This window comes from Streptomyces pilosus (assembly GCF_014649835.1).
Taxonomy (GTDB): domain Bacteria; phylum Actinomycetota; class Actinomycetes; order Streptomycetales; family Streptomycetaceae; genus Streptomyces; species Streptomyces pilosus.
Genome location: NZ_BMTU01000008.1, coordinates 1 through 16,413, shown reverse-complemented (window position 1 = coordinate 16,413; position 16,413 = coordinate 1). Strand labels below are relative to the sequence as shown.

12 protein-coding genes are annotated in these 16,413 nt (G+C 71.1%); 9 read left to right on the top strand and 3 right to left on the bottom strand.

Annotation, left to right across the window (positions count from 1 at the left end):
- Nucleotides 1-30 precede the first annotated feature (30 nt).
- Entirely contained in the window at nt 31-3,996 is a 3,966-nt protein-coding gene (gene eccCa, locus IE118_RS20520) for a type VII secretion protein EccCa (RefSeq protein WP_189559442.1), read from the bottom strand.
- Between the two features lie 162 nt (nt 3,997-4,158).
- Between eccCa and eccD the strand changes: the two genes are divergently transcribed.
- From eccD to IE118_RS20490, 6 genes are all read left to right on the top strand, one after another.
- On the top strand, nt 4,159-5,628 hold the full coding sequence (eccD, locus tag IE118_RS20515; protein WP_189559441.1) for a type VII secretion integral membrane protein EccD: 1,470 nt from the start codon (nt 4,159-4,161) through the stop codon (nt 5,626-5,628).
- Between the two features lie 208 nt (nt 5,629-5,836).
- On the top strand, nt 5,837-6,124 hold the full coding sequence (gene rpsO / locus IE118_RS20510; protein WP_004924725.1) for a 30S ribosomal protein S15: 288 nt from the start codon (nt 5,837-5,839) through the stop codon (nt 6,122-6,124).
- Nucleotides 6,125-6,485: 361 nt separating this feature from the next.
- On the top strand, nt 6,486-8,705 hold the full coding sequence (locus IE118_RS20505; RefSeq protein ID WP_189559440.1) for a polyribonucleotide nucleotidyltransferase: 2,220 nt from the start codon (nt 6,486-6,488) through the stop codon (nt 8,703-8,705).
- Nucleotides 8,702-10,081: a M16 family metallopeptidase gene (locus IE118_RS20500; protein ID WP_189559439.1), complete on the top strand. Its 1,380-nt coding sequence runs from the start codon at nt 8,702-8,704 to the stop codon at nt 10,079-10,081. Before IE118_RS20505 ends, IE118_RS20500 begins: the two co-directional genes overlap by 4 nt.
- Before the next feature lie 25 nt (nt 10,082-10,106).
- Nucleotides 10,107-10,859: a 4-hydroxy-tetrahydrodipicolinate reductase gene (dapB, locus tag IE118_RS20495; protein WP_189559438.1), complete on the top strand. Its 753-nt coding sequence runs from the start codon at nt 10,107-10,109 to the stop codon at nt 10,857-10,859.
- Between the two features lie 14 nt (nt 10,860-10,873).
- Complete coding sequence (locus tag IE118_RS20490) at nt 10,874-11,317, top strand: tetratricopeptide repeat protein (protein ID WP_189559437.1); 444 nt, start codon at nt 10,874-10,876, stop codon at nt 11,315-11,317.
- 21 nt (nt 11,318-11,338) lie between these two features.
- On the opposite strand, the gene IE118_RS20485 is transcribed toward IE118_RS20490, so the two are convergent.
- Together IE118_RS20485 and IE118_RS20480 are read right to left on the bottom strand one after the other, a co-directional pair.
- Nucleotides 11,339-11,893: an SCO5741 family PH domain-containing membrane protein gene (locus tag IE118_RS20485; RefSeq protein ID WP_189559436.1), complete on the bottom strand. Its 555-nt coding sequence runs from the start codon at nt 11,891-11,893 to the stop codon at nt 11,339-11,341.
- Between the two features lie 114 nt (nt 11,894-12,007).
- Nucleotides 12,008-12,247, bottom strand: coding sequence for a hypothetical protein (locus tag IE118_RS20480; protein WP_189559435.1), 240 nt, complete (start codon nt 12,245-12,247; stop codon nt 12,008-12,010).
- 172 nt (nt 12,248-12,419) lie between these two features.
- Here IE118_RS20480 and thyX point away from each other — a divergent pair, with 172 nt between their 5' ends.
- The 3 genes from thyX (at nt 12,420) to IE118_RS20465 (ending at nt 16,125) form a co-directional block, all read left to right on the top strand.
- Nucleotides 12,420-13,172 carry an FAD-dependent thymidylate synthase gene (thyX, locus tag IE118_RS20475; RefSeq protein WP_229846878.1) on the top strand — a complete coding sequence of 251 codons (753 nt, stop codon included), beginning with the start codon at nt 12,420-12,422 and terminating at the stop codon, nt 13,170-13,172.
- A gap of 211 nt (nt 13,173-13,383) precedes the next feature.
- Nucleotides 13,384-14,286, top strand: a complete 903-nt coding sequence (gene dapA, locus IE118_RS20470; RefSeq protein WP_189559434.1) for a 4-hydroxy-tetrahydrodipicolinate synthase — start codon at nt 13,384-13,386, stop codon at nt 14,284-14,286.
- Nucleotides 14,287-14,439: 153 nt separating this feature from the next.
- A complete protein-coding gene (locus IE118_RS20465; protein ID WP_189559433.1) occupies nt 14,440-16,125 on the top strand; it encodes a ribonuclease J in 1,686 nt (561 codons plus the stop codon).
- Nucleotides 16,126-16,413: the final 288 nt, after the last annotated feature.

The following is a 16,413-nucleotide window of genomic DNA, read 5'->3' as shown; positions in this document are numbered from 1 at the left end:
CGCCCCGTTCCGGGCGCCCAGTCGATCACCCTAATGCCGTTGCGGAAGCAAGCCCACCTGAATCAGCGGCGTCCCGCGCTTGCGGGAGACGAACACGCCACGTCCCGGCGGCATGGGGCGGGCCCGCACGTTGCCGAGGATGTCACCCTCACCGGGGTCACCCGAGAGGACGACGCCCTGGGCGCCCAGTTCCTTCAGGCGCTGCATGAACGACTCGAACATCGCGCGGGACGCGCCGGCGGAGCTGCGCGCGATGACGAACTTGACTCCGACGTCCCGCGCGAACGGCAGGTGTTCCACCAACTGGGCAAGCGGGTTGCCGGAGTTGGCCGCGACCAGTTCGTGGTCGTCGACCAGGACGAACAGCTGCGGGCCGCTCCACCAGCTGCGGTCGCGCAACTGCTGCGGTGTGATGTCCGGCTTGGGCGCCCGCTTCTCCATGAACTGCCGTACGGCGTCCATGTGCACCTGCATCGCGGACGCCATGGGCGCGTACTCCAGCAGGTGGCTCTCCGGTACCGCCTCCAGCATGGTGCGCCGGTAGTCGCCGACCACGATGCGGGCCTCGGCCGGGGTGTAGCGCTCGGAGATCTGCTTGGCGATCAGGCGCAGCAGGTTGGTCTTGCCGGACTCGCTCTCTCCGAAGACGAGGAAGAAGGGGTCGGTGTCGAAGTCGACGAACACCGGCTCCAGGCCGGCCTCGTCGATGCCGATCGCGATGCCGTGCTGCGGGAACTCGAAGCCCTTGGGCAGCTGGTCGGCGGGCAGCTTGCGGGGGAGCAGCCGCACGGTCGGGGCCGGCGGTCCCTGCCAGCCGTCCTTGACCGTCCGGACCAGCCGGGCCGTGGCGTCGGCGAGGCTGTCCGGGGCGGACGAGGCGTCGATTCGCGGCATCGCCGTCATGAAGTGCAGCTTGGCGGGGACCTGGCCGCGGCCGGGCACCCCGGCCGGCACGTTCATGGCGACCTTGCGGTCGAACTCGGAGTCCATGGCGTCACCGAGGCGCAGCTCCAGCCGGCCCAGGATCTGGTCCTTGAGGACCGCCCGCACCTCCATGTACCGCGAGGCGGCGAGGACGACGTGGACGCCGTGGCCCAGACCCCGGGCGGCGATGTCGTTGACGACGCCTTCGAGGCCCTCGTAGTCGTTGCGGAAGTTGCCCCAGCCGTCGATGACGAGGAAGACGTCCCCCCACTGCTCGCCGGGCAGTTCACTCGCCGCGCGGCGCCGGCGGTAGGTGGCGACCGAGTCGATGCCGTGCGCGCGGAAGAACTGCTCGCGGCGGTTGAGGATGCCGGCCACCTCGGCGACCGTGCGCCGCACCCGCTCGGGGTCGAGGCGGGAGGCGACCCCGCCCACGTGCGGCAGGCCGGCCACCGCGGACAGGCCGCCGCCACCGAAGTCCAGTGCGTAGAACTGCACGTCGTGCGGTGTGTGGGTGAGGGCGAAGGAGGTGATCAGGGTGCGCAGCAGCGTCGACTTGCCCGACTGCGGGCCGCCGACCACCAGCATGTGGCCGGCCGCGGCGGAGAAGTCCTGGTAGAGGATCTCCCGCTTCTGCTCGAACGGCTTGTCGATCAGTCCGAGCGGGACCGTCAGGCCGCCCGGCACCGGATGGTCCGCCGGGTGGACGCCCCGCTCCGGGGAGACGGTGAGGGCGGGCAGCAGCTCGTCCAGCGACGGTGCCCGGTCCAGCGGCGGCAGCCACACCTGGTGTGCGGGCACGCCCTGCCCCTCCAGCCGCCGCACCACCACGTCCAGGACGGAGTCGGCCAGCGCGTCGTCCTCCTGCCGCCGGCCGGGGGCTGGGGTCCGGTCCGGGTCCGGCGTCGCGTACGTCACCGGCACCGGGGCGGCGGTGAACAGCGCGGGCCGGCGCTCCACGGGCAGCCGGTCCCCGCGGCCGGTGTCCGGGCCGCCCGCGCGGTACGTCCCCGACACGTACGCCGCCTTGAACCGCACCATCTCGTCCGTACCGCTCTTCAGGTACCCCGAGCCGGGGACGGACGGCAGGTGGTAGGCGTCGGGCACGCCGATCGCGGTCCGGGACTCGGCGGCCGAGAAGGTGCGCAGACCGATCCGGTACGACAGGTACGTGTCCAGCCCGCGCAGCCGCCCCTCCTCCAGCCGCTGCGAGGCGAGCAGCAGATGCACGCCCAGCGAACGGCCGATGCGCCCGATTTGGATGAACATGTCGATGAAGTCGGGCTTGGCGGTGAGGAGTTCGCTGAACTCGTCGATCACGATCACGAGCGAGGCCAGCGGCTCCAGCGGAGCACCGGCGGCACGCGCCTTCTCGTAGTCGTGGATGTTGGCGTAGTTGCCGGCGGCGCGCAGCAGCTCCTGGCGGCGCTGCAGTTCTCCGCGGATGGCGTCACCCATGCGGTCGACGAGCGTGAGGTCGTCGGCGAGGTTGGTGATCACGGCGGCCACGTGCGGCATCCGCGACATGCCCGCGAAGGTGGCGCCGCCCTTGAAGTCCGCCAGGACGAAGTTCAGCGTCTCGGAGGAGTGGGTGACAGCCAGCCCGAGCACCAGCGTGCGCAGCAGCTCGGACTTGCCGGAACCGGTCGCGCCCACGCACAGCCCGTGCGGGCCCATGCCTTCCTGCGCGGCCTCCTTGAGGTCCAGCATCACCGGCCGGCCGTCCTCGCCCACACCGATCGGCACCCGCAGCCGCTCCGGGACGGACCTCGGCCGCCAGGTGCGCGCGACGTCCACCGTCGCGGCGTCCCCCAGGCCGAGCAGCTCGGTGAAGTCCAGGTTGGCGAGCAGGGGCTCGTCGTCGTCCCCGCCGCCCAGGCGCAGCGGGGCCAGCTGCCGCGCGAGCGCCTCGGCGGCGGGCAGGGACAGCCCGTCGGGCTCACCCTCGTAGGCGATGCCGGCCCCCGAGTCGAGCCAGAGCCGCTCCGGGCGGACCACGACGGACAGGTCACCGCGCGGCTGGTCCAGCTCACCGGGGACGACCTCGACGATCGTCACCCCCTGAAGGCCCTCGGCGGCCGCGAAGGCGGACATCGGGGGGACCATGCCGCCGTCGAGGACGATCAGGATGTGCGGCTGGTCCAGCAGCGGCCTGCCCTCCCGGCTGAAACGGGGCCGGCCGTCCAGCCGGTCCGCCAGCAGCTGCTCCAGCTCACCCAAATCGTCCCCGAAGAGGCGGCGGGTGCCGGCCCCGTCGAAGGATCCCGGCACCTGGCAGTGCGGCAGCCACTTCGTCCAGTCCCACCGGTGCACCGCGCCCGGCGCGGTCACGACGGCGAGCACCAGGTCGTCGGGGGAGTGCAGCGTGACCGCCTGGGCCACCAGCGCCCGGGCCGCGGCCCGGGCGCGGTCCGGATCACCGGAGACCGTCATGTGGTAGAAGGCGCGCAGCGACACGGCGACCGGCAGACCGTCCAACTGGCCGTGCACGGCGAGGAATCGCTGCATGGCGCCCGCGCACAGCGGCTCCAGCTCGTCGACCGGGGCGGTCTGCGGGGCGGACAGTGGCGTGGCCAGCCGCTGCGGGCCCAGCCCGAGCCGGACCTGGCCGAAGTCGGCGTCGCCCACGCGCCGTTCCCACACCCGGCTGCCCTCGGCGACCACCGCCCACAGCTGTTCGGGCGCGGGATGCAGGTACAGCTGCGCGTCCCGCTGCCGGCGGGCCGTCCCGCGGACCCTGCGGCGGGTCTGCGCCAGGTAGCGGAGGTAGTCGCGGCGTACGTCGGCCATTTGCCCCTGCGTACCGCGGCGGTGACGGATGATCTGGGCGACGACCATCGCGACCGTCGACACCAGCATCACCACGCCCATGATCCGCATGAACGGATGGGCGTTGGGGGACGCGAAGTAGAACACCACCGACGAGCCCATGCCGAGCGTCGGCAGCACCTGCATGAGCATGCCCTCCTGCTGCCCGCGCGGCAGTTCGGGAGGATGCTCCAGCTGCAGCTCGTCCGAGGGCACTTCGGGCGGCAGGGTGCGCGGAGGGCGCTTGATGACGATCTGGCTCACCGGAGCTCAATCCCCCTGTGCGGGCGATCGGTTGCACACCGCACCCCCGTGGTGACGGTCGTCCTCCGCACGCGGGCGATCCTACGTGCCGCCACCCGCACCACCAGTCGGTAGGGTGGCCCGGCGCAGCGTACGCATCCGCGAAGCAGGGGGGCAGTGAAGGTGAGTACGACCACGGCGACGGGGTTCTGCCGAGTGACGGTGGTGGCACCCGACAGCCGTATCGACGTGGCGCTGCCGGTCGACATACCGGTCGCCGACGTCCACCCGGAGATCCTCAGGCTGACCGGCCAGACCCAGGAGGCCGGCACGCCCACCGGGTACCACCTCGTGCGGCGCGACGGCAGGGTCCTGGACGCCGCCCGCACTCTCGCCGACGAACGGATCCTCGACGGGGACGTCCTCAGCCTGCGCCCCTTCGCCCAGTCGCTGCCGCCCGCCGTCCACGACGACGTGCCGGACGCGGTCGCCTCCGCGGTCGTCCGCGACCGGCACCTGTGGAGCGACGGCCTGCTGCGCGCCGCGGGACTCACCGGCGGCGCCGTCCTCCTGCTGATGCTCGCGTTCGTGCTGTGGTCCGCCGACCCCGTGCGCCACGACATGCACGGCCTGCCCGGTGTCGTCGCCGGAGGACTCGGTCTCCTGCTCACCGCCTTCGCCGGCGTCCGCGCGCGGGTCTACGACGACCGGGCCTCCGCCGTCGCCCTGGGCCTGGGCGCCCTGCCCCTCCTGCTGGTCGCCGGGTCGGGCATCGTCGCGGCCCAGGACGGACAGGGTCCGGGACGGCTGCAGTTCATGCTGGGCTGCGCCGTCGTGCTGGTGGCGTCGGTGACCCTGCTCGCGCTCGCTCCCGGCTCGGACGCGCCGTTCGTGGCCGCCACCTTCGTCGCGGCCGTGGGCACCCTGGCCACCTTCGCCGTGATCGCCGCCGAGGCCTCGGCGAGTGACGCCGCCGCCGTGTGCGCGCCCTGCGCGATCGGCCTGGTCGCCTTCCTGCCGGGCCTGTCCGCCCGCTTCGCGCGGCTGCCGATCGGTTACGCCGCCCCCCGCTCCGCCCTCGCCGGCGAATTCGACCCCGACCCCTCCCAGGCGGCCGACGCCGAGGCCCTCGACGCCGAGCGCATCGCGGCGCAGGCCCGGCGCGGCCACGAACTGCTGCTGGGTCTGGTGGGCGGCACCTCCGCCGTCGTCGTCGCGTCCGCCGCCGTCCTCGGCTTCTCGGACAACGTCTGGGGTCAGCTGCTCGCACTCGCCGCCGGCCTGTCGATGCTGATCCGCGCCCGCCTGTTCCGCTACACCTCACAGGTGGTCTGCGCCCTGGTCGCCGGCCTCGGCGCCGTCGCCGCCCTGCTGCTGGGGCTGGTGCTCGACCCGCCGTCCGAGGCCCTGGCCGAGTTCGTGCTGCACGGCGACCGGGGAGCGCTCGACCTGCGGACGGTCTGGCTGACGGCCGCCGTCGCGGCCGGCGCCGCGCTGATCACCGCCATCGGCCTGGTCGTGCCCCGCACGGGGCTGACCCCGTTCTGGGGCCGCTTCCTCGACCTCACCGAGTCGGCCGTGCTGCTGACCCTGGTACCGCTGTGCCTGGCGGCACTCGGCGTCCTCACCGCCGTACGGGCCCTGACCGGCTGAGACCCGCCCGCGGCGGGGGCAGCGCGCGGACCGGGGGCAGCCGATGCCCTGGTACCCTGGCTGACGGCCGTTTGTGTACGCACCCCCGGAGCGAGCTGTCGCCCTGGAGGCCGCGCCCAGCGGATCCCCGCCTTCCGAGTCATGGAAGACCCCCCGAGAAGCAGACCGGGGGCACTCGGTGGCCACTCACAGACTATGAGGAGTACGCGTGTCGCTCGACGCCGCAGTGAAGAAGCAGATCATCTCCGAGTTCGGTACCAAGGAGGGTGACACCGGCTCCCCCGAGGTCCAGGTCGCTCTGCTGTCCCGTCGGATCTCCGACCTGACGGAGCACCTCAAGACCCACAAGCACGACCACCACTCCCGTCGTGGTCTGCTGATCCTGGTCGGTCAGCGCCGCCGGCTGCTGCAGTACCTCGCCAAGAAGGACATCCAGCGCTTCCGTGCGCTGGTCGACCGCCTCGGCATCCGCCGCGGTGCGGCGGGCGCCAAGTAGGACGCCGTGAAGGGAGCGGTTCCCGGGACAAGGGGGCCGCTCCCTTTGCTGTACGTGCGGACTGTCACCGCCCCTTTGTAGTGTGGTAGCACAACGCAAGAGACACGACACGGTGTGATGTCCCGCCCCGCATGGGTATGCGGGCATAAGGGCACCACACCACCGACGTCACCGGACGTCACGACGTACGAGGAGAAGCGCACCTCGCCGCCGCCGGTCCTCGGTAGTGGCCCCCGGGAGAGTGAACCCCGGGTGCTTCGATCGAAGACCGGCCCGCACCAGTGGAGCGCTTCTCCGCCACCGTCCCCCCGCCACACGGGCGGGCAGGGACGAAAGACGACAAGTAACGGAGAAATCGCTAGTGGAGAACGAGACCCACTACGCCGAGGCCGTCATCGACAACGGCTCCTTCGGCACCCGCACCATCCGCTTCGAGACGGGCCGTCTGGCCCGCCAGGCCGCCGGTTCCGCCGTGGCCTACCTGGACGACGACACCATGGTGCTGTCGGCCACCACCGCCTCCAAGAACCCCAAGGACCAGCTCGACTTCTTCCCCCTGACGGTGGACGTCGAGGAGCGGATGTACGCGGCGGGCCGGATCCCCGGCTCCTTCTTCCGCCGTGAGGGCCGGCCGTCCGAGGACGCCATCCTCACCTGCCGCCTCATCGACCGCCCGCTGCGCCCGTCCTTCAAGAAGGGCCTGCGCAACGAGATCCAGGTCGTCGCCACGATCATGGCGCTCAACCCCGACCACCTGTACGACGTCGTGGCGATCAACGCCGCCTCCGCGTCCACGCAGCTGGCCGGCCTGCCCTTCTCCGGCCCGATCGGCGGCGTCCGCGTCGCGCTGATCCGCGGCCAGTGGGTGGCCTTCCCGACGCACACCGAGCTCGAGGACGCCGTCTTCGACATGGTCGTCGCGGGCCGCACCCTGGAGGACGGCGACGTCGCGATCATGATGGTCGAGGCCGAGGCCACCGAGAAGACCATCAAGCTGGTCGAGGGCGGCGCCGAGGCGCCGACCGAGGAGGTCGTCGCCGCCGGTCTGGACGCCGCGAAGCCCTTCATCAAGGTGCTCTGCCGGGCGCAGGCCGACCTCGCCGCCAAGGCCGCCAAGCCGACCGGCGAGTTCCCGGTCTTCCTGGACTACCAGGACGACGTCCTCGAGGCGCTGACCGGCGCCGTCAAGCCCGAGCTGGCCCAGGCGCTCACCATCGCCGGCAAGCAGGAGCGCGAGGCCGAGCTGGACCGCGTCAAGGCGCTCGCCGCCGAGAAGCTCCTGCCGGAGTTCGAGGGCCGCGAGAAGGAGATCTCCGCCGCGTACCGCTCGCTGACCAAGTCCCTGGTCCGTGAGCGCGTCATCAAGGAGAAGAAGCGCATCGACGGCCGCGGTGTCACCGACATCCGCACCCTGGCCGCCGAGGTCGAGGCCATCCCGCGCGTGCACGGCTCGGCGCTGTTCGAGCGTGGCGAGACCCAGATCCTGGGCGTCACCACCCTCAACATGCTCCGCATGGAGCAGCAGCTGGACACCCTCTCCCCGGTGACCCGCAAGCGCTACATGCACAACTACAACTTCCCGCCGTACTCCACCGGTGAGACCGGCCGCGTCGGCTCCCCGAAGCGCCGCGAGATCGGCCACGGCGCCCTCGCCGAGCGCGCCCTGGTGCCGGTCCTGCCGACGCGCGAGGAGTTCCCCTACGCGATCCGCCAGGTGTCCGAGGCCCTCAGCTCCAACGGCTCGACGTCCATGGGCTCCGTGTGCGCCTCCACCATGTCGCTGCTGAACGCCGGTGTGCCGCTCAAGGCCCCCGTCGCCGGTATCGCCATGGGCCTGATCTCCCAGGAGATCGAGGGCGAGACGCACTACGTCACCCTCACCGACATCCTCGGTGCGGAGGACGCCTTCGGCGACATGGACTTCAAGGTCGCCGGCACCAAGGAGTTCGTGACCGCCCTCCAGCTCGACACCAAGCTGGACGGCATCCCCGCCTCCGTCCTGGCCGCCGCCCTCAAGCAGGCCCGTGACGCCCGCCTCCACATCCTCGACGTGATGATGGAAGCGATCGACACGCCGGACGAGATGTCCCCCAACGCGCCGCGGATCATCACCGTGAAGATCCCGGTCGACAAGATCGGCGAGGTCATCGGCCCCAAGGGCAAGATGATCAACCAGATCCAGGAGGACACCGGCGCCGAGATCACGATCGAGGACGACGGCACCATCTACATCGGTGCCGCCGACGGCCCCTCCGCCGAGGCCGCCCGCACCACGATCAACGGCATCGCCAACCCGACGATGCCCGAGGTCGGCGAGCGCTACCTGGGCACGGTCGTCAAGACGACCACGTTCGGCGCGTTCGTCTCCCTGCTGCCCGGCAAGGACGGCCTGCTGCACATCTCGCAGATCCGCAAGCTGGCCGGCGGCAAGCGCGTGGAGAACGTCGAGGACGTCCTCGGCGTGGGCCAGAAGGTCCAGGTCGAGATCGCCGAGATCGACTCCCGCGGCAAGCTCTCCCTGATCCCCGTGATCGAGGGCGAAGAGGGCGACACCGACACGAAGGACGACACCGACAAGTGACGTCTCGTAGCGCCAAGGCGACGGCCCGCTCCTCCTCGGAGGCGCGGGCCGTCGCCCGTACCCAAACCCTCATCAAGGGCGAGAACGGCATCGGTACGGTCCGCAGGACCACCCTCCCCGGCGGCCTGCGCATCGTCACCGAGACCCTGCCCTCGGTCCGCTCGGCGACCTTCGGCATCTGGGCGCACGTCGGCTCCCGCGACGAGACCCCGGCGCTCAACGGCGCCACGCACTACCTGGAGCACCTGCTCTTCAAGGGCACGTCCCGCCGGTCCGCCCTGGACATCTCCGCCGCGCTCGACGCCGTCGGCGGCGAGATGAACGCGTTCACGGCCAAGGAGTACACGTGCTACTACGCGCGTGTCCTCGACACCGACCTGCCGCTCGCCATCGACGTGGTGTGCGACATGCTCACCGGCTCGGTGATCCGGGAGGAGGACGTCGACGTCGAGCGCGGCGCCATCCTCGAAGAGATCGCCATGACCGAGGACGACCCCGGCGACTGCGTGCACGACCTGTTCGCGCACACCATGTTCGGCGACAACCCCCTCGGCCGCCCGGTCCTCGGCACGGTCGACACGGTCAACGCCCTCACCGCCGACCGCATCCGCCGCTTCTACAAGAAGCACTACGACCCGACCCACCTCGTGGTCGCCTGCGCCGGCAACGTCGACCACAGCAAGGTCGTCCGCCAGGTCCGTACCGCCTTCGAGAAGGCCGGAGCCCTCAAGGACCCCGGCGCCGTGCCGGTCGCCCCGCGCGGCGGCCTGCGCACGCTGCGCACCGCGGGCCGGGTCGAGCACGTCGGCCGCAGGACCGAGCAGGCGCACGTCGTCCTCGGCATGCCGGGCCTCGCCCGCACCGACGAACGGCGCTGGGCCCTCGGCGTGCTGAACACCGCCCTCGGCGGCGGCATGTCCTCCCGGCTGTTCCAGGAGGTCAGGGAGAAGCGCGGCCTCGCCTACAGCGTGTACTCGTACACCTCCGGCTTCGCCGACTGCGGCCTGTTCGGCGTGTACGCGGGCTGCAGGCCCTCCCAGGTGCACGACGTGCTGAAGATCTGCCGCGACGAACTCGACCACGTCGCCGAGCACGGACTGCCCGACGAGGAGATCGAGCGCGCCATCGGCCAGCTGAGGGGCTCCACCGTCCTCGGCCTCGAGGACACCGGTGCGCTGATGAACCGTATCGGCAAGAGCGAGCTGTGCTGGGGCGAGCAGATGTCGGTCGACGACATGCTGGCCCGGATAGCCTCGGTGACCCCGGACGACGTCCGCGCGGTCGCCCGTGACGTCCTGGGGCGGCGGCCGTCCCTGTCGGTCATCGGCCCGCTCAAGGACAAGCAGGCGTCCCGCCTGCACGACGCCGTCGCCTGACCCCTCCCGTAAGGAAGCAACGAAGATGAGCAAGCTGCGCGTGGCGGTCCTCGGCGCCAAGGGCCGGATCGGTTCCGAGGCGGTCCGGGCCGTCGAGGCCGCCGACGACATGGAGCTGGTGGCCGCCCTCGGCCGGGACGACAAGCTGGAGACCCTCGCCGAGCGGGGCGCCCAGGTCGCCGTCGAGCTGACCACTCCCGCCTCGGTCATGGGCAACCTCGACTTCTGCGTGCGTCACGGCATCCACGCGGTCGTCGGCACGACCGGCTGGACCGACGACCGCCTCGCGCAGCTCCGGGGCCTGCTGGACCAGTCCCCGGAGACGGGCGTGCTCATCGCGCCGAACTTCTCCATCGGCGCCGTCCTCACCATGAGGTTCGCGCAGATCGCCGCCCCGTACTTCGAATCGGTCGAGGTCGTCGAGCTGCACCACCCGAACAAGGTCGACGCCCCCTCCGGCACCGCCACGCGCACCGCCCAGCTCATCGCCGAGGCCCGCCGCCGGGCCGGCAGCCCGCCCGCCCCCGACGCCACGGCCACCGCCCTCGACGGCGCCCGCGGCGCCGACGTCGACGGGGTCCCGGTGCACGCGGTCCGACTGCGCGGGCTCCTCGCCCACCAGGAGGTCCTCCTCGGCGGCGAGGGCGAGACCCTCACCGTCCGCCACGACTCCCTGCACCACAGCAGCTTCATGCCGGGCATCCTGCTCGGCGTCCGCCGCGTGGTGACCACCCCGGGCCTCACCTTCGGCCTGGAACACTTCCTCGACCTGAACTGAGCACCGGCAGACCCATGCGCGCCAAGATCTCCTACGCCGTCACGGCCGCCGTCCTGGTCGTCTACTTCGTCCTGGTCGGCAGCCGGGGTGTGCTGCTCATCGAGGCCGGCACGCCGCTCACCGTCACCTTCGGCGCGGCAGTGCTGATCCTGCCGGTCATCGGTGTCTGGTTCCTGTGGAAGAACACCGAGTTCGTCCGCGACGCCAACCGGCTCGCGGCCCTGCTCGACGCGGAGGGCGGCCTGCCCGTCGACGAGCTGAAGCGCCTGCCCAGCGGCCGGATCGACCGGGACTCGGCGGACGAGGTCTTCGCCCGGCGCAGGGCCGAGACGGAGGACGCCCCCGACGACTGGCGCACCTGGTTCCGGCTCGCCGTCGCCTACCACGACGCCCGGGACACCCCGCGCGCCCGCAAGGCCATGCAGCGGGCGATCACCCTGCACAAGACCTCGGCCTGAGCACGCGGGGCAGCGGGCGGCTCAGGCGCGCCCGTACTCGGCCGCCCAGGCCTCCAGGGTGTCGGCCGCCCGGTCGAAGGCCAGCTGGTCGCGCCCCAGGAAGTCCGCGTTGTGCGAGGTCAGCAGCGGCGGCGAGTCCGCCGGACGCCCCTGCCGGTCGAGCACCAGCGCCTGCCCCTGCACCGTCCGCGGCAGTCCCAGCCAGCGCACCGGCTGCTGCACGGTACGCACGGCGGCGACCTGGTCCCAGGCCGTCGTGCGGGTGCTGACGAAGGCCACGTGACGCAGCCCCCGGGCGCTGACCCAGACGCCCATGCGCAGCAGGCGCAGCGCGCAGGCGACCCCGGCCAGCGCGATGGCGAACACCGTCCCGGCGGACGACACCGACGCCGTCGCCGCGATGATCACCCCGGCGAACAGCACGAACGAGGCGAGCAGCAGCAGGAGCGCCGCCGCCCCCACCCGCCAGGGCCCGGGACGGTACGGGCGCCGCCAGCGGTCCCGGTCGTCGTACGGCAGGGCGACGTCGTCCGCCGTGTCGAAGGCGCGGTCGGCCGTCAGGAAGGGCAGGGGCACGGCTGGTCCTCACTCGATCCATGCGTGGGCAGTGCCCGGTGAGGCTACCGATCTGTGTCACCCGTCACCACCCTCGGGGGTCCGGACGGCGCCGGTGCGTCGGGACAGGACGGCTCAGCGGCCGTCGGTGGCCTGCGACTGCCCGGTCTCCGTCCCCGACGGGGCGGTGGACATCGCGGGCGTGCCCAGGACCAGCGACCCCACCAGGCCGGCGACCAGGGTCAGCCCGAGCAGCCAGCGCCCGGCCAGCTGTCCGGCGGAGGCCCGCTCACGGGGCGGCGGGGCGACGTTGCTGCGGAACCTGTCCGCCTCGGCGACGAAGGCGAACGGTACGGGTTCGCGCCGACCGAACATCGGGATGCGTCTCCCTTCGGGATCGAACGGATCACTGTCACCGATACAGACGAGCGGATGCCCCAAAAGGTGCCCACGCACGCATACTCCGTCACGGCAGGGCACTTCCCGCACGGTTCCGGGGGCCCCGTAGAGTGGGCGCCGCACAGCAGCCGCGACGGGAAGGACCCCCTTGACCTCCGCCGACGACCCCCAGCCGTCACCGCGCACCGACGTCACCTTGCGGAGCGACGTCACCGTCGAGCTGGTGAAGTCCAGCGCCTCCGACTCCGACGTCCTGTTCGCCGCCCGCGTCTCGACGCTGGGGGAGCAGTCCATCGGCGAGCTGCAGAAGGACCCGGAGCGTTCCAAGGGCCTGATCAACTACCTGATGCGGGACCGGCACGGCAGCCCCTTCGAGCACAACTCGATGACCTTCCTGGTCAGCGCGCCGATCTTCGTGTTCCGCGAGTTCATGCGGCACCGGGTCGGCTGGTCCTACAACGAGGAGTCCGGGCGCTACCGCGAGCTCCAGCCGGTCTTCTACGTCCCCGACGCCTCCCGCAAGCTCGTCCAGGAGGGCCGCCCGGGCAAGTACGTCTTCGTCGAGGGCACCCCGGCCCAGCACTCGGCCGTCCAGGACGTGCTGGGCGACTCCTACCGCCAGGCGTACGAGGCCTACCAGAAGCTGCTCGCCGAGGGGGTCGCCCGCGAGGTCGCCCGTGCGGCGCTGCCCGTGGGCCTGTACTCCTCGATGTACGCCACCTGCAACGCCCGCTCGCTGATGCACTTCCTCGGGCTGCGCACCCAGCACGAGCAGGCGAAGGTCCCGTCCTTCCCGCAGCGGGAGATCGAGATGGTCGGCGAGAGGATGGAGGCGGAGTGGGCCCGGCTCATGCCGCTCACGTACGCCGCCTTCAACGCCAACGGCCGTATCGCCCCGTGACGCGCCCGGCTCCTGCCGGCGAGTACACATGTACGGATCAGCCGCACGAAGTGTCCGTATTGCGGCATTTCATGAACTTCATCTAGCCTGATCAAACGGGCCCGGCACTGCCTGAACCCCCGAGCAGGCAGTGCCGGGCTCCCCCTTTGTCCCACCTTGTCTCCTCCCCCGAGGGAAGACCCCGACCTGAGCAACGAGTAGCGTGTAACCCATGGCTCCGACCTCCACTCCGCAGACCCCCTTCGGGCGGGTCCTCACCGCCATGGTCACGCCTTTCACGGCGGACGGCGCACTCGACCTCGACGGCGCTCAGCGGCTCGCCGCCCACCTGGTGGACGCAGGCAACGACGGCCTGATCATCAACGGCACCACCGGCGAGTCCCCCACCACCAGCGACGCGGAGAAATCGGACCTCGTACGGGCGGTCGTGGAGGCCGTCGGCGACCGCGCCCATGTCGTGGCCGGGGTCGGCACCAACGACACCCACCACAGCACGGAACTGGCGCGCGCCGCGGAGCGTGACGGCGCCCATGGGCTCCTGGTCGTCACCCCGTACTACAACAAGCCCCCGCAGGAGGGCCTCTACCGGCACTTCACGGCCGTCGCCGACGCCGCCGGGCTGCCGGTCATGCTCTACGACATCCCCGGCCGCAGCGGCGTTCCGATCAGCACCGAGACGATCGTCCGCCTCGCCGAGCACCCGCGCATCGTCGCCAACAAGGACGCCAAGGGCGACCTCGGCCGCGCCGGCTGGGCCATCGCCCGCTCCGGCCTCGCCTGGTACTCCGGCGACGACATGCTCAACCTGCCCCTGCTCTCCATCGGAGCGGTCGGCTTCGTCTCGGTCGTCGGCCACCTCGTCACCCCCGAGCTGCGCGCCCTGGTCGAGGCGTACACCTCGGGAGACGTCCAGAAGGCCACCGAGATCCACCAGAGGCTGCTGCCGGTCTACACGGGGGTGTTCCGCACCCAGGGCGTGATGACCACCAAGGCGGCCCTCGCCCTCAAGGGCCTGCCCGCCGGCCCGCTGCGCGCCCCCATGGCCGAGTGCACACCGGAAGAGGTCGAGCAGCTCAAGATCGATCTTGCTGCCGGTGGGGTACAACTCCACTAATCAGACTTCGCGCGCCGGCTCGCGCAGACGTACTTCACAACTGAAGAAGCGGGACACCGGTGCCCGCACCCCACAACGACAACTGCTTCTGCACGAACGTCACGCGCGCCACGTGCCCACCGGTACGTGGCGCGCGTGTTTGAGGAGAGTCTTTTGAGTCATCCGCATCCTGAACTCGGCGCGCCGCCGCCCCTCCCCGAGGGCGGCCTGCGCGTCACCCCGCTCGGCGGTCTCGGCGAGATCGGCCGCAACATGACGGTCTTCGAGTACGGGGGCCGCCTGCTGATCGTCGACTGCGGTGTGCTCTTCCCCGAGGAGGAGCAGCCCGGGATCGACCTGATCCTGCCGGACTTCTCGTCCATCCGGGACCGCCTCGACGACATCGAGGGCATCGTCCTGACGCACGGCCACGAGGACCACATCGGCGGCGTCCCCTTCCTCCTGCGCGAGAAGCCGGACATCCCGCTGATCGGCTCCAAGCTCACCCTCGCCCTCATCGAGGCGAAGCTCCAGGAGCACCGCATCCGCCCTTACACCCTTCAGGTGGCGGAGGGACAGCGTGAGCGCATCGGGCCCTTCGACTGCGAGTTCGTCGCGGTCAACCACTCGATCCCCGACGCCCTGGCCGTGGCCATCCGCACTCCCGCCGGCATGGCGGTCCACACCGGCGACTTCAAGATGGACCAGCTCCCGCTGGACAACCGCCTCACGGACCTGCACGCGTTCGCCCGGCTCAGCGAGGAGGGCATCGACCTGCTGCTCTCCGACTCGACGAACGCCGAGGTCCCGGGCTTCGTCCCGCCCGAGCGCGACATCTCGAACGTGCTGCGCCAGGTCTTCGCCGGTGCCCGCAAGCGGATCATCGTGGCCAGCTTCGCCAGCCACGTCCACCGCATCCAGCAGATCCTGGACGCCGCCCACGAGTACGGCCGCCGGGTCGCCTTCGTCGGCCGTTCCATGGTCCGCAACATGGGCATCGCCCGTGACCTCGGCTACCTGAAGGTGCCGCCCGGTCTCGTCGTGGACGTCAAGACCCTCGACGACCTGCCGGACAGCGAGGTCGTGCTGGTCTGCACGGGCTCCCAGGGAGAGCCGATGGCCGCCCTGTCCCGGATGGCCAACCGCGACCACCAGATCCGCATCGTCCACGGCGACACGGTGATCCTGGCGTCGTCCCTCATCCCGGGCAACGAGAACGCGGTCTACCGCGTGATCAACGGTCTGACCCGCTGGGGCGCCAACGTCGTGCACAAGGGCAACGCCAAGGTGCACGTCTCGGGCCACGCCTCGGCCGGCGAGCTGCTGTACTTCTACAACATCTGCCGCCCGAAGAACCTGATGCCGGTGCACGGCGAGTGGCGCCACCTGCGTGCCAACGCCGAGCTGGGCGCCCTGACCGGTGTTCCGCACGACCGCATCGTCATCGCCGAGGACGGCGTGGCCGTCGACCTCGTCGAGGGCAAGGCCAAGATCTCCGGCAAGGTCCAGGCGGGGTACGTCTATGTCGACGGCCTGTCCGTCGGCGACGTCGGGGAGCCGGCCCTCAAGGACCGCAAGATCCTCGGCGACGAGGGCATCATCTCGGTCTTCGTCGTCATGGACTCCTCCACCGGCAAGATCACGGGTGGCCCCCACGTCCAGGCCCGCGGCTCCGGGATCGAGGACTCCGCGTTCGGCGCGGTGATCCCGAAGATCACGGAGGTCCTGGAGCGTTCCGCCCAGGACGGTGTCGTCGAACCCCATCAGATGCAGCAGCTCATCCGCCGCACGCTGGGGAAGTGGGTGTCCGACACCTACCGGCGCCGGCCGATGATCCTGCCCGTGGTGGTCGAGGTCTGACGGTCCGTCGGACGCGACGGACGGGCGAACAGGGAGCGGGGCGCCTCGATTTGCATCGGGGCGCCCCGCTCCAGTACGTTTACAGCTCCCCCGATCGGGCACCCGGACGCTTCACGCGCCGGAACCAGTCCCGGGAGGGATGGGAAAACCGGCTCAGAATCTCTGATAAAGTCGGTCCCGCCGGAAAGGGAAACGCGAAAGCGGGAACCTGGAAAGCACCGAGGAAATCGGATCGGAAAGATCTGATAGAGTCGGAAACGCAAGACCGAAGGGAAGCGCCCGGAGGAA

Coding starts and splice junctions, on each gene's coding strand:
- dapB (WP_189559438.1), top strand. CDS start 10,107: ATGAGCAAGCTGCGCGTGGCGGTCCTCGGCGCCAAGGGCCGGATCGGT.
- IE118_RS20490 (WP_189559437.1), top strand. CDS start 10,874: ATGCGCGCCAAGATCTCCTACGCCGTCACGGCCGCCGTCCTGGTCGTC.
- IE118_RS20480 (WP_189559435.1), bottom strand. CDS start 12,247: ATGTTCGGTCGGCGCGAACCCGTACCGTTCGCCTTCGTCGCCGAGGCG.
- dapA (WP_189559434.1), top strand. CDS start 13,384: ATGGCTCCGACCTCCACTCCGCAGACCCCCTTCGGGCGGGTCCTCACC.